General features: G+C 70.2%; 11 protein-coding genes. All 11 read left to right on the top strand.

What is annotated here, in order from left to right; translation table 11 throughout:
• The first annotated feature begins 3 nt into the window (after positions 1 to 3).
• The 11 genes from pucL to ACYVLP_RS20520 all read left to right on the top strand — a co-directional run bounded on the left by pucL (position 4) and on the right by ACYVLP_RS20520 (position 12,584).
• Positions 4 to 918, top strand: coding sequence for a factor-independent urate hydroxylase (gene pucL, locus ACYVLP_RS20470; RefSeq protein ID WP_460629161.1), 915 nt, complete (start codon positions 4 to 6; stop codon positions 916 to 918).
• A gap of 23 nt (positions 919 to 941) precedes the next feature.
• Positions 942 to 2,885: a 2-oxo-4-hydroxy-4-carboxy-5-ureidoimidazoline decarboxylase gene (gene uraD / locus ACYVLP_RS20475; RefSeq protein ID WP_460629162.1), complete on the top strand. Its 1,944-nt coding sequence runs from the start codon at positions 942 to 944 to the stop codon at positions 2,883 to 2,885.
• Positions 2,886 to 3,123: 238 nt separating this feature from the next.
• Positions 3,124 to 3,645 (top strand): 2-oxo-4-hydroxy-4-carboxy-5-ureidoimidazoline decarboxylase, encoded by a 522-nt coding sequence (gene uraD, locus ACYVLP_RS20480; protein ID WP_460629163.1) that lies wholly within the window; start codon positions 3,124 to 3,126, stop codon positions 3,643 to 3,645.
• Positions 3,645 to 3,971 carry a hydroxyisourate hydrolase gene (gene uraH / locus ACYVLP_RS20485; RefSeq protein ID WP_460629164.1) on the top strand — a complete coding sequence of 109 codons (327 nt, stop codon included), beginning with the start codon at positions 3,645 to 3,647 and terminating at the stop codon, positions 3,969 to 3,971. Before uraD (ACYVLP_RS20480) ends, uraH begins: the two co-directional genes overlap by 1 nt.
• A complete protein-coding gene (locus ACYVLP_RS20490; RefSeq protein ID WP_460629165.1) occupies positions 3,961 to 5,352 on the top strand; it encodes an 8-oxoguanine deaminase in 1,392 nt (463 codons plus the stop codon). Before uraH ends, ACYVLP_RS20490 begins: the two co-directional genes overlap by 11 nt.
• Before the next feature lie 111 nt (positions 5,353 to 5,463).
• On the top strand, positions 5,464 to 6,300 hold the full coding sequence (locus tag ACYVLP_RS20495; protein WP_460629166.1) for a hydroxypyruvate isomerase family protein: 837 nt from the start codon (positions 5,464 to 5,466) through the stop codon (positions 6,298 to 6,300).
• Entirely contained in the window at positions 6,222 to 7,277 is a 1,056-nt protein-coding gene (locus tag ACYVLP_RS20500; protein ID WP_460629167.1) for a 2-hydroxy-3-oxopropionate reductase, read from the top strand. Before ACYVLP_RS20495 ends, ACYVLP_RS20500 begins: the two co-directional genes overlap by 79 nt.
• An 84-nt stretch (positions 7,278 to 7,361) precedes the next feature.
• Entirely contained in the window at positions 7,362 to 9,140 is a 1,779-nt protein-coding gene (gene gcl / locus ACYVLP_RS20505) for a glyoxylate carboligase (protein ID WP_460629168.1), read from the top strand.
• 8 nt (positions 9,141 to 9,148) lie between these two features.
• Positions 9,149 to 10,396, top strand: coding sequence for a glycerate kinase (locus tag ACYVLP_RS20510; RefSeq protein ID WP_460629169.1), 1,248 nt, complete (start codon positions 9,149 to 9,151; stop codon positions 10,394 to 10,396).
• Positions 10,378 to 11,748: an allantoinase AllB gene (gene allB / locus ACYVLP_RS20515; RefSeq protein WP_460629170.1), complete on the top strand. Its 1,371-nt coding sequence runs from the start codon at positions 10,378 to 10,380 to the stop codon at positions 11,746 to 11,748. The genes ACYVLP_RS20510 and allB overlap by 19 nt, the downstream gene beginning before the upstream one ends.
• A complete protein-coding gene (locus ACYVLP_RS20520) occupies positions 11,745 to 12,584 on the top strand; it encodes a bifunctional allantoicase/(S)-ureidoglycine aminohydrolase (RefSeq protein ID WP_460629171.1) in 840 nt (279 codons plus the stop codon). Before allB ends, ACYVLP_RS20520 begins: the two co-directional genes overlap by 4 nt.
• Positions 12,585 to 12,695 lie beyond the last annotated feature (111 nt).

The raw sequence follows: 12,695 nt of genomic DNA on the forward strand, positions 1-12,695 counted from the left end.
AACATGAGCATCGTTCTGGGACCGAACCAGTACGGCAAGGCAGAGAACCGCGTCGTCCGCATCACGCGCGACACGGCTCGCCACGAGATCACCGACCTCAACGTGTCGACCTCGCTCCGGGGTGACTTCGCCGACGCCCATGTGACGGGCGACCAGTCCAAGGTCCTTCCCACCGACACCCAGAAGAACACCGCCTTCGCGTACGCCAAGAAGCACGGCGTGAGCTCGCCGGAGGACTACGCGTTGGCCCTCGCCGGCCGCTTCCTCGACGCCGCCCCGGCCGCAACCGGCGCGCGCATCGAGGTCGAGCAGTACGCCTGGGACCGGATCCCGGTCGGCGAGAACGGGCACGACCACGCATTCGTCCGGCGCGGCGGCGACGTCCGCACCACTGTGGTCACCCTGGACCGAGGCGCCCAGGCCGCAGATCGGACCGCCCACGTCATCTCGGGGCTCAAGGACCTCGTCGTGCTCAAGTCGACCGGCTCGGAGTTCAAGGGCTATCTCAGAGACGAGTACACGACCCTCGCCGAGACCGACGACCGCATCCTCGCGACCTCGCTCGTAGCCCGTTGGAGGTACCTCGGCACCGACGTCGACTGGAACAAGTCGTACGACAGCGTCCGCGACTCGCTCCTCGAGGTATTCGCCACGACGTACAGCCGGGCCCTGCAGGAGACCCTCTACGCCATGGGCCAGACCGTGCTCGAGCGGCACCCGGACATCGCCGAGATCAGGTTCTCGGCCCCGAACAAGCACCACTTCCTCGTCGACTTCTCCCGCTTCCCCGACGTCGAGAACCACGGCGAGGTCTTCATCGCCGCCGACCGGCCGTACGGCCTCATCGAAGCCACCGTCCTGCGTGACGACGTGCCGGCAGCCCCCCAGGCATGGCTCGCCACGCCCGGCTTCTGCTGACGGACTCGGAAAGGACCACCACCATGAGCACGACCACCGTCGAACAGCCTCCCGCACAGCGCCGCTCGCGGCACCCCGTCGACGAGGTGCTGCCCGCCCCGAAGCTCTTCGTCTACGGCTTCCAGCACGTCCTCGCCTTCTACGCCGGCGCGGTCATCGTCCCGATCCTGCTCGCGAGCGCGATCCACCTGAGCACCGAAGAGCTCATCCACCTCATCAACGCCGACCTGTTCACCTGCGGAATCGCCTCGATCATCCAGTCGATCGGCTTCTGGAAGGTCGGCGTCCGGCTCCCGCTCCTTCAGGGCGTCACGTTCACGGCCGTGTCCCCCATGATCGCCATCGGCCTGGCGGCCGGGGGCGGCACGGAGGGCCTGCTCGTCATCTACGGCGCGGTGATCATCGCCGGCCTGTTCACCTTCTTCATCGCGCCGTACTTCAGCAGGCTCATTCGCTTCTTCCCGCCGGTCGTCACCGGCTCGGTGATCCTCATCATCGGCATCGCCCTGCTCCCCGTGGCAGCCGCTGACGCGGTCGGCGGGGCCGGCCCCGAGGGAGACCCGTCGAGCGGGCGCAACATGGCCTACGCTCTCGGCACGCTCTTCCTCATCGTCATCATCCAGCGCGTCTTCAAGGGCTTCATGGCCACGATCGCCGTGCTCGTCGGCCTCGTCGCCGGCACGACCCTGGCCTGGATTCTCGGGGACGCCCATTTCGACAACGTCTCCTCCTCGAGCTGGTTCGGCGTGACGACGCCGTTCTACTTCGGCTGGCCGAAGTTCTCGATCGCCGCGATCATCTCGATGGTCGTCGTCATGCTCATCACCGCTGTCGAGACGACCGGCGACGTCTTCGCCACCGGCGAGATCGTCGAGAAGCGCATCGAGCGCGAGGACATCGCGCGGGCGCTGCGCGCCGACGGTGTGTCCACGACCATCGGCGGCGTCTTCAACTCCTTCCCCTACACCTGCTTCGCCGAGAACGTCGGCCTGGTCCGGCTGACCAGGGTCAAGAGCCGCTACGTCGTGGCGACGGCCGGCTTGATCATGATCGTCATCGGCCTCATCCCGAAGGCGGGAGCGATCGTGGCCGGGATCCCGCACCCGGTGCTCGGCGGCGCGGCCCTGGCGATGTTCGCGACCGTTGCGGTCGTCGGCATCCAGACCCTTTCGCGAGTCGACTTCCACGACCACCGGAACGTCGTCATCGTCGGGACCAGCGTGGGCCTGGCGATGTATGTCACCGCCCAGCCGGAGGTCTCTCAGGCCGTGCCCGAGTGGGCCCAGATCATCCTCGGCTCCGGCATCACGCTGGGCAGCATCACCGCGATCCTGCTCAACCTCGTCTTCCACCACGTCGGGAGCAGGCGGGGACCCGCCGTCGCCGGCACGCCGGGCGCGCTGATCCGGCTGAGCCAGGTCAACGAGATGAGCCGAGACGAGTTCGTCGACACCTTCCGCGGCCTGTTCCAGGGCCCGGACTGGGTCGTCGAGCGGGCATATGACCAGCGCCCGTTCGCCGACACGAACGACCTTCGCCGGGCCTTCCAGGAGGCGCTCTTCGCCGCCACCAGCGAGGAGCAGCTCGAGCTGATCAGCTCCTACCCCGACCTCGGCGCCGAGAGCGTCGCCGGTGGCGAGGAGGGTGAGGGATCACTGCGTGACCAGTCGTCGCTCGGCCTGACCCGACTCGACGAGAAGGACCATCTCGAGCTGTCCGACCTGGACAACCAGTACCGCGAGCGCTTCGGCTTCCCGCTCGTCACGTGCGTGCGCGACCGTGACTCGTTCAAGCAGGTGCTGCGCCATGGGTGGCAGCGGCTGGGCAACTCCCCGAGCCAGGAGCATGCCGCCGCCCTCGTCGAGATCAGCAAGATCGCGGCATACCGCTTCGACGACCTCGTCGCCGACGCCAACCCGATCCACAGTGCCCGCCAGCGCATCGTCGACGTGGACCAGCTGGCATGAGCCACCATCACTTGCCGCCTCGCATCGCTGCGGCGCGCGCCGCAGCGCCTATCGGGCGTTCCCTTCCTCCGCTCCGCTTGCTCGTTCCTCCCACGCAGAGCGTGGGACCCAGCTCGCTGCGCTGCGTCCAGGCAACGCCGGCGCCGCGGCTGCGCTGCGACCAGGCAACGCCGGCGCCGCGGCTGCGCTGCGTCCAGGCAATGCCGGCGGCGCGGCGCACCCGGGATGGTGGTGTCGCGTGAGCAACCCATCGGACCTGCGCTCCACCCTCAGGCTCGAGGAGTTCAACTCGGAGGCGAACGAGTCACTGCGGCCGCGCCTCCTGGCGTGCCTCGGAGTCGGCCGTTGGGCCGATGAGGTCCTCGCCGGCAGGCCGTATGCCGCCCGGTCGGCCGTGTTCGACACGGCCGACCGGGCGGCCCGGCAGCTCGACGACCAGGAGCTCAAGTCGGCTCTTGCCGGACATCCACGCATCGGCGAGCGAGCGAGCGAGCCCGAGCACGATGCCGTCCGCTCGGCGCAGGAGCAGTCGGGGGTCGATCGGTCCGACGCCGAGGTCGCGGCGGCGCTGGCGGCCGGCAACACGGCATACGAGGACCGCTTCGACCGGGTGTTCCTCATCAGGGCGGCGGGCCGTTCTGCGCAGGAGATCCTGGCCGAGCTGCGGCGTCGCCTCCGCAACGACGAGGAGTCGGAGCGTGCCGAGACGGTCGACCAGCTTCGGCAGATCGCTCTGCTCCGGCTCGAGGCCGTGGTCTAGTGGGCACCCTGAGCACGCACGTCCTCGACACGAGCCGTGGGGTCCCGGCGGCCGGGGTGCCGGTCACCCTGGAGACCGCAGATGGTCATGAGCTCGGGTCGGCGTCCACGGACGCCGACGGCCGGGTGGGCGTCATCGGGCCGGACCTGCTCGACCCCGGTGTCTACCGGCTGCGCTTCGACACCGCCGCCTACTTCGGGGCAACCGGCCGGGCCGGGTTCTATCCCGAAGTGACGATCTCCTTCACGATCGCCGATGCCGAACAGCACTACCACGTGCCCCTGCTGCTCAACCCCTTCGGCTACTCCACCTACCGTGGCAGCTGAGCTGCGGGGAGCGCGGGTCGTCCTCGATGGCTGCACCGTCGTCACGATGGATCCCGGCCGCACCGAGTATGCCGTGGGGCACGTGGTCATCGACGGCTCGCGCATCGCGCGGGTGGCGTCCGGCCAGTTCGTGCAGACTGCGACGGACCGCGCCCTCCGGGTCGTCGATGCCAGAGGTTGCGTCGCCACGCCCGGCCTCGTCGACACGCACAACCATCTCTATCAGTGGGCGACCCGTGGAATCGCTTGTGACTCAACCCTCTTCGAGTGGCTGACGACCCTCTACCCGGTCTGGGCAGGTCTCGACGAGGACATCACCCAGGCGGCAGCCGCCGGCGGGCTGGGGTGGCTCGCTCGCACCGGATGCACGACGAGCATGGACCACCACTACGTCTTCCCGCACAGCGGAGGTGACCTTCTCGGCGCCGAGATCGCGGCCGCGGCGGACGTGGGCCTGCGCTTCCTGGCCACCCGTGGCTCCATGGACCTCGGACACTCGCAGGGCGGCCTGCCGCCGGACCAGGTCGTCGAGGACCTCGACCGCATCCTCCGGGCGACCGCGGACGCTGTCGACCGGCATCACGACGCGACGCCCGACAGCATGACCCGCATCGGTGTCGCACCCTGCTCGCCCTTCTCCGTCACGGGCGACCTCCTGCGCGAGGCGGCAGCGCTGGCTCGCGACAAGGGGGTTCGCCTGCACACGCATCTGGCGGAGACGACCGACGAGGCGGCGTTCTGCCGGGAGCACTTCGGCCGCACGCCGGTCGAGTACATGGAGTCGCTCGGCTGGCTGGGGGACGACGTCTGGTTCGCCCACGGCATCCACCTGGACGACAAGGCGATCGGGACGCTCGCGGGGTCGGGCACCGGCGTGGCCCACTGCCCGTCGTCGAACGCCCGGCTCGGCGCAGGCATCGCCCGAGCTCGTGCCCTGCGCGATGCCGGTGTGCCCGTCGGCCTCGGCGTCGACGGACCGGCGTCAAACGAGGCATCGTCCATGCTCGAGGAGGCGCGGCACGCGCTGCTGTTCGCCCGCGCCGTCGGCGGCCCCACCGCGCTCACCGTTCGGGACTCGCTCGAGCTCGCGACGATCGGCGGCGCGCGGGTGCTCGGCTGGGACGACCAGATCGGCTCGCTCGAAGCAGGCAAGCTCGCCGACATCGCCCTGTGGCGGGTGGATGGGCTCGCCCACGGTGACATCGCCGACCCGGTCGCCGGCCTCGTGCTCGGTGACCGGCCACCACTCGAGCTGCTTCTCGTCGGCGGCCGGCCCGTCGTCGAACGCGACCGGCTCGTCAGAGTCGAGCAGGAGACTCTCGCCGCCGCTCTCCGGGCCGCGAGCACATCGCTGCTGCGCAAGGCGTCCGTCCTCGCCTGAGGCGCTCCTCGGGCGTCTCACGTGGTGGGCTCTGGATCTTGACCAGCCCATCGGCATCCCCTTACAGTTTTGCATATCGGAAATCTATTTCCACATTACGGAAGTGATGAGATGGCAGACCGGACGCCCAGCGGACCTGGAGGTCTGCGTTACCTCGCCAACTGCTCGATGCTGTTCACCGAGCTGCCGCTGCTCGAACGCCCCGCAGCCGCCAAGGCCGCCGGCTTCGACACCATCGAGCTCTGGTGGCCCTGGCCCGACCAGCCGGTGCCGTCCGACCGCGACGTCGACGCGCTCGTCCGGTCGGTCGAGGACGCCGGGGTGCGCCTCGCCGGGCTCAACTTCTTCGCCGGCGACCTGGCCGGGCCCGACTGCGGAGTGCTCTCGATCCCGGGCCGGGTCCAGCAGTTCCGCGACAACATCGAGGTCACCGTTGGCATCGGCGAGCGCCTCGGCACGGGCGCGTTCAACGCCCTCTACGGCAACCGGGTCGACGAGTCGGCGCCTGAGGAGCAGGACGCGCTGGGCCGAGAGAGCCTCATCGCCGCTGCTCACGCCGCCGACCGGATCGGCGCCACCGTCCTCGTCGAGGCCGTGAGCGGACCCAAGCCGTACCCGCTGCGCACCGCCGCTGACGCCGACGCCGTCGTCCGGGACGTCCGGGCCGCCGGCGCAGCCAACGTCGGCTTCCTGCTCGACCTGTTCCACCTCGCCAACAACGGCGACGACCTCGACCGCGCCGTCACGGCCTACGGGGACACCATCGCTCATGTCCAGGTGGCCGACTGGCCCGGGCGCGGCGAGCCCGGCAGCGGCGAGCTCGACCTCGACCACTACCTGGGGCGCCTCGCCGACGGCGGCTACACCGGATGGGTCGGCCTCGAGTACAAGCCCTCGACCACCACCACCGAGAGCCTCACCTGGCTCACCGCCGCTCGCCGCATCTGAGGCACCGGCCAGCGGCGTCCCACCCGGCCGCCTCCCCAGCGACGCAAGCACGACCTGCACGACCAGCACCACAGCATCGAGGAGAGATCGACATGACCACCATCGCCTTCATCGGACTCGGCATCATGGGCAGCCCGATGTCCGTCCACCTGGCCCGCGCCGGCTACGACGTCGTCGGCTACAACATCACGCCGAACCGCTACGACCCCCTTCTCGAGGCCGGCGGCCGGGCAGCCGACTCCATCGCCGAGGCGGTCAAGGCGGCCGACATCGTGGCCGTCATGGTCCCGGACTCCCCCGACGTCCGCACCGTCCTCGCCGCCGACGACGGCGTCTTCGCGAACGCGCAGCCGGGGACACTGGTCATCGACTTCTCGTCGATCCGCCCGGACGTCACCGCCGAGCTCGCCACCGAGGCCAAGAGCAAGGGCTTCCGGCTCCTCGACGCCCCCGTGTCGGGCGGCCAGGCGGGCGCCCAGAACGCCTCGCTGTCCATCATGGTGGGCGGCGCGACGGAGGACTTCGAGCAGGCCCGGCCGGTCCTCGAGACGGTCGGCCGCACGGTCGTCCACGTCGGCGGCAACGGCGCCGGCCAGACCGTCAAGGCGGCCAACCAGCTCGTCGTCGCGGCGAACATCGAGGCCCTCGCCGAGGCCGTCGTCTTCCTGCGTGCCTACGACGTCGACCTCGACGCCGCGCTCACCGTCCTCGGTGGCGGCCTCGCGGGCTCGAAGGTGCTCGACCAGAAGCGCGACAACATGCTGCAGGACTCGTTCGAGCCCGGATTCCGGATCGACCTGCACCACAAGGACATGGGCATCGTCACCTCGGCAGCGCGCGAGGCCGGCGTAGTGCTCCCACTGGGCAGCCTCATCGCGACTCTGATGGCATCCGCCCGCGCCAACGGTGACGGCGCCCTCGACCACTCCGGCCTGCTCCGCGGCGTGCAGCGCCTATCGGGCCAGCGGCCCGCCTGACCCACCTCCCCACCCGGACGGCATACCCATCCTCACGACAGACGCAGGGATGCCGCGGGGTGACCTCACTCAAGGACACCTGACATGGCACGCATGACAGCAGCACAGGCAGCAGTGGAGATCCTGAAGAAGGAAGGGATCACCCACGTGTTCGGCCTGCCCGGAGCGGCGATCAACCCGTTCTACAAGGCGATGCAGACCCAGGGCGGACTGCACCACACGCTCGCCCGGCACGTCGAGGGTGCCTCGCACATGGCCGAGGGATGGACCCGCACCAGGGCCGGCAACATCGGCGTGTGCATCGGCACGAGCGGCCCGGCGGGCACGGACATGATCACCGGCCTCTACTCGGCGAGCGCCGACTCGGTGCCGATCCTCGCGATCACCGGCCAGGCGCCGGTCGCCAAGCTCCACAAGGAGGACTTCCAGGCCGTCGACATCGCGTCGATCGCCAAGCCACTGACGAAGATGGCCGTGACGGTCCTCGAGCCGGCGCAGGTGCCCGGCACCTTCCAGCAGGCCTTCCACCTCATGCGGTCCGGGCGTCCTGGTCCGGTGCTCATCGACCTGCCGATCGACGTCCAGATGGCCGAGATCGAGTTCGACATCGAAACCTACGAGCCGCTGCCGGTGTACAAGCCGGCCGCGACGCGCGCCCAGGTCGACAAGGCTCTGGACATGCTCGCCGCCGCCGAGCGTCCGCTCATCGTGGCTGGAGGCGGCATCATCAACGCCGACGCGGCGGACCTGCTCGTCGAGCTCGCCGAGCTGACCGGGGTGCCCGTCGTGCCGACCCTGATGGGCTGGGGCACCATCCCGGACGACCACGAGCTCAATGTCGGCATGGTCGGGCTCCAGACGAGCCACCGCTACGGCAACGCGACGATGCTCGCGTCCGACTTCGTGCTCGGCATCGGCAACCGCTGGGCGAACCGCCACACGGGCGACCTCGAGACGTACACGCAGGGACGCACGTTCGTGCATGTCGACATCGAGCCCACCCAGATCGGGCGAGTCTTCGCACCCGACTACGGCATCGTGTCCGACGCGAAGGCGGCCCTCGTCCTGCTCGTCGAGGCGGCCCGCGCCCGCCGTGCCGCGGGCGTGCTTCCCGACCGGAGCGCCTGGCTGGCCGACTGCACGGAGCGCAAGAGGACGCTGTGGCGCAAGACGAACTTCGACGTCGTGCCGATCAAGCCGCAGCGCGTCTACCAGGAGATGAACAAGGCTTTCAGCCGCGACGTCCGCTACGTCAGCACCATCGGCCTGTCCCAGATCCAGGCGGCCCAGCTGCTGCACGTGTACGAACCGCGTCACTGGATCAACGCCGGCCAGGCGGGGCCGCTCGGCTGGACGGTGCCTGCCGCGCTCGGAGTGGCCACGGCCGACCCCGAAGCGACCGTCGTCGCACTCTCCGGCGACTACGACTTCCAGTTCATGATCGAGGAGCTCGCGGTCGGGGCGCAGTTCAACATCCCCTACATCCACGTGCTGGTGAACAACGCCTACCTCGGCCTGATCCGTCAGGCGCAGCGAGGCTTCGACATGGACTACTGCGTGCAGCTGTCCTTCGACAACATCAACGCACCTGAGCTCAACGGCTACGGCGTCGACCACGTCAAGGTGGCAGAAGGGCTGGGCTGCAAGGCGATTCGCGTTCACGAGCCTGACGACATCCTGCCCGCTCTCGAGGAGGCGAAGAAGCTGCTCGTCGAGCACCGCGTGCCGGTCATCGTGGAGGTGATCCTGGAACGGGTGACCAACGTGTCCATGGGCACCTCGATCGCGGCCGTCACCGAGTTCGAGGAGCTCGCCGTCAGCGACCTCGACGCACCGACAGCCCTCTACGCCAACCTCGACTGAGGTCCGCCATGCCACGTGTCGTCGTCGCACCCGACAAGTTCAAGGGCTCGCTCGGAGCGGCTGCCGTCGCCGGACACCTCGCCGCGGGCATCCGCGCCGGCTGCCCGGACGCCGACGTCGTCATGATCCCCGTCGCGGACGGTGGCGACGGGACGGTCGACGCAGCGGTAGCGGCAGGCTTCCGCCGCGAGACCGTGCGCGTCACCGGACCCACAGGTATGCCGGTCGAGGCGTCGTGGGCGCGACGGGGCGGTGACGCCGTGGTCGAGCTAGCCGCCGCAAGCGGGCTCGCCCTGCTCCCCCAGGGCCGACCGGCCCCCCTCACGGCGACGAGCCGCGGCACCGGAGAGGTCGTCCGGTCCGCCCTCGACGCGGGGTGCACGCGCATCGTCGTCGGCATCGGTGGCAGCGCGAGCACCGACGGCGGTGCCGGCCTGCTCGGCGCCCTGGGCGCGCGCATCACGGACCGCCACGGCGGCTCCGTCGCCGATGGCGGTGCTCCGCTTGCCGAGGCGACGAGCCTCGACCTCGATGGGCTGCACCCTCGGCTGCGCGAGGTCGAGCTCGTGGTCGCTTGCGATGTCGACAACCCGCTGAACGGGCAGCGCGGCGCGGCGGCGGTCTACGGACCGCAGAAAGGCGCATCCCCCGCCGAGGTGGAGCTGCTTGACGCGGCTCTCGTCCACTGGGCTGACCTCGTGGCGGACGCGACCGGCCGCGACCTGCGTGACGCGCCCGGAGCGGGTGCGGCCGGTGGCGTCGGCTTCGCCCTCATCGCGGCCCTCGGTGCGACATCGCGACGAGGCGCCGACATCGTCTTCGAGCTCACGGGGCTGCGAGACGCGGTCGCCGGCGCCGACCTGGTCGTGACCGGTGAGGGGTCGATCGACGAGCAGACGCTGCACGGCAAGGCTCCGGCCGCGGTCGCCGAGGCGGCGCGAGCCGCCGGCGTGCCCGTTGTCGGGGTTGCCGGGAGGTGCCTCATCGACCAGGCCACGTGGGAGTCGGCGGGGTTCGCGACGGTCCTCACCACGACGGACGAGGCGGGCTCGGTCGAGGCGTCGATCGCGGCTCCCGGTCCGGCGCTGGAGCGGATCGGCGAGCGCATCGGCGAGCGGCTCCGACGACGGCTGGGCACGGGCCCGTCCGGCACCACTGCAGAGCTCGGCGATCGCTCGCCCGAGGCGGCCACACGGCATACGGTCGGACTCGAAGGTACGACGAAGGAGTCCGCCGCATGGCTCTCGACACCCTGATCCGCGCGCCTCGCGCGGTCGTCGACGGCACCGTCAAGGCGGCGCTCGTCGGCATCGCCGACGGCCGGATCGTGCAGCTGCGCACCGCCGCCGCCCTCGATGACCTCGCGGCCACGTCCGCCGGGGGAGGGCTCGACGCCAGCGTCGTCGTCGAGCTCGCCGCGGACGAGGTGCTCCTGCCCGGCCTCGTCGACACCCACGTGCACGTCAACGAGCCGGGTCGCACCGAGTGGGAGGGCTTCGCCAGCGCCACTCGCGCGGCGGCCCTCGGTGGCGTCACCACGATCGTCGACATGCCGCTCAACTCGATCCCCCCGACGACGGACGTCGCCGCGCTGGAGGCCAAGCTAGCCGTGGCGCGCGACCAGGCGTTCGTCGACGTCGGGTTCTGGGGAGGCGCGGTTCCCGGCAATGTCGCCGACCTGGAGCCGCTGCACGACGAGGGCGTCTTCGGCTTCAAGTGCTTCCTGCTCCACTCCGGCGTCGACGAGTTCCCGCACCTCGAGCCGGACGAGCTCGAGGATGCGATGCGCGAGACGGCCCGCCTGGGGGCCCTGCTCATCGTCCACGCCGAGGACTCGCACGCGATCGAGCGCGCACACGCTGCCGCCGGGCCGGCGTACGCGGGCTTCCTGCGGTCACGGCCCCGAGGCGCCGAGAACCTCGCCATCGCCGGGGTCATCGAGCTGGCCCGATGGACCGGCGCGAGGGCCCACATCCTTCACCTGTCGAGCTCCGACGCGCTCCCGATGATCCACAGCGCCCGCGAGGACGGCGTCGCCCTGAGTGCCGAGACCTGCCCGCACTACCTCACCTTCGCGGCCGAGGAGATCCCTGACGGGGCAACGGAGTTCAAGTGCTGCCCGCCGATCCGAGAGGCGACGAACCGAGACCGGCTCTGGGACGGACTGGTCGACGGGGACATCGACCTCGTCGTGACCGACCACTCTCCCTGCACAGCCGACCTCAAGGCGTTCGACAGCGGCGACTTCGGCGAGGCCTGGGGCGGCATCGCCGGGCTGCAGGTCGGGCTGGCCGCCACCTGGACCGGGGCCCGCGAGAGGGGCCTCGCCCTGCCCGATGTCGTGCGATGGATGGCCGAGGCGCCCGCACGCCAGGTTGGCTTGGCCACGAAGGGGCGGATCGCGGAAGGCTTCGCCGCTGACCTTGCTGTCTTCGCCCCGGACGAGGAGCTCGTCGTCGACGCCGCCGCCCTGGCCCACAAGAACCCCGTGTCGGCGTATGCCGGCCGCACCCTGACCGGCGTCGTGCGCCAGACCTGGCTTGCCGGCATACCCCTTGACGTCGACGCTCAGCCGCGCGGGCGGCTGCTGCGGAGAGGAGACGCATGAGCACCCCGAGCTACTACGCCCCGACCGGCGGGCTGCCGGCCCAGACCGACCTCACGACCGACCGCGCGGTCTTCACCGAGGCATATGCCGTCCTGCCGCGGGGGACGATGCGCGACATCGTCACGAGCGTGCTGCCCTTCTGGGAGCGCACCCGGACGTGGATCATCGCGCGACCCCTGTCCGGCTTCGCCGAGACGTTCTCGCAGTACATCGTCGAGGTCTCACCCGGCGGCGGCAGCGACCGTCCCGAGCTCGACCCCGGGGCCGAGGGCGTCATCTTCGTCGTCAGCGGGACCCTGCGGCTCAAGGCGGGCCTCGACGAGCACGTCATGGAGGCTGGCGGATACGCCTACCTGCCGCCCGGGTGGCAGTGGACGGTGTCGGTCGACGAGGCGGCGAGCGAGCCGGCAACGTTCCACTGGGTCCGCAAGGCGTACGAGCCGGTGGAGGGCATCCAGCCGCCCGAGCTCTTCGTCACGCACGAGAGGGAGATCGACGCCTCGCCCATGCCTGACACGAACGGCGCCTGGACGACGAAGCGGTTCGTCGACCCGCTCGACGTGCGGCACGACATGCACGTCACCATCGTGACCTTCGAGCCGGGCGGCGTGATCCCCTTCCCGGAGACCCATGTCATGGAGCACGGGCTCTACGTGCTCGAGGGCAAGGCCGTCTACCTGCTCAACAACGACTGGGTCGAGGTGCAGGCGGGCGACTTCATGTGGCTGCGCGCCTTCTGCCCGCAGGCCTGCTACGCCGGTGGGCCGGGACGGTTCCGGTACCTGCTCTACAAGGACGTCAACCGGCACGCGAAGCTGTCGAGGCAGTTCCTCTGATCGGAATCATCTATCCACATAGCGGAAATAATCCTGGGTGAACCCTTCCCCTGGCGCGACCCCCCGCGTACCATCGATGCAGCGCCCGACCGTTGTTCGGCATGGATAACC

This window comes from Intrasporangium mesophilum, assembly GCF_054783095.1.

Excerpts from the sequence above, each read along its gene's own strand:
- pucL (WP_460629161.1), top strand. The coding sequence starts at position 4 with ATGAGCATCGTTCTGGGACCGAACCAGTACGGCAAGGCAGAGAACCGC.
- uraD (WP_460629162.1), top strand. The coding sequence starts at position 942 with ATGAGCACGACCACCGTCGAACAGCCTCCCGCACAGCGCCGCTCGCGG.
- ACYVLP_RS20495 (WP_460629166.1), top strand. The coding sequence starts at position 5,464 with ATGGCAGACCGGACGCCCAGCGGACCTGGAGGTCTGCGTTACCTCGCC.
- ACYVLP_RS20500 (WP_460629167.1), top strand. The coding sequence starts at position 6,222 with ATGGGTCGGCCTCGAGTACAAGCCCTCGACCACCACCACCGAGAGCCT.
- gcl (WP_460629168.1), top strand. The coding sequence starts at position 7,362 with ATGGCACGCATGACAGCAGCACAGGCAGCAGTGGAGATCCTGAAGAAG.
- ACYVLP_RS20510 (WP_460629169.1), top strand. The coding sequence starts at position 9,149 with ATGCCACGTGTCGTCGTCGCACCCGACAAGTTCAAGGGCTCGCTCGGA.
- allB (WP_460629170.1), top strand. The coding sequence starts at position 10,378 with ATGGCTCTCGACACCCTGATCCGCGCGCCTCGCGCGGTCGTCGACGGC.
- ACYVLP_RS20520 (WP_460629171.1), top strand. The coding sequence starts at position 11,745 with ATGAGCACCCCGAGCTACTACGCCCCGACCGGCGGGCTGCCGGCCCAG.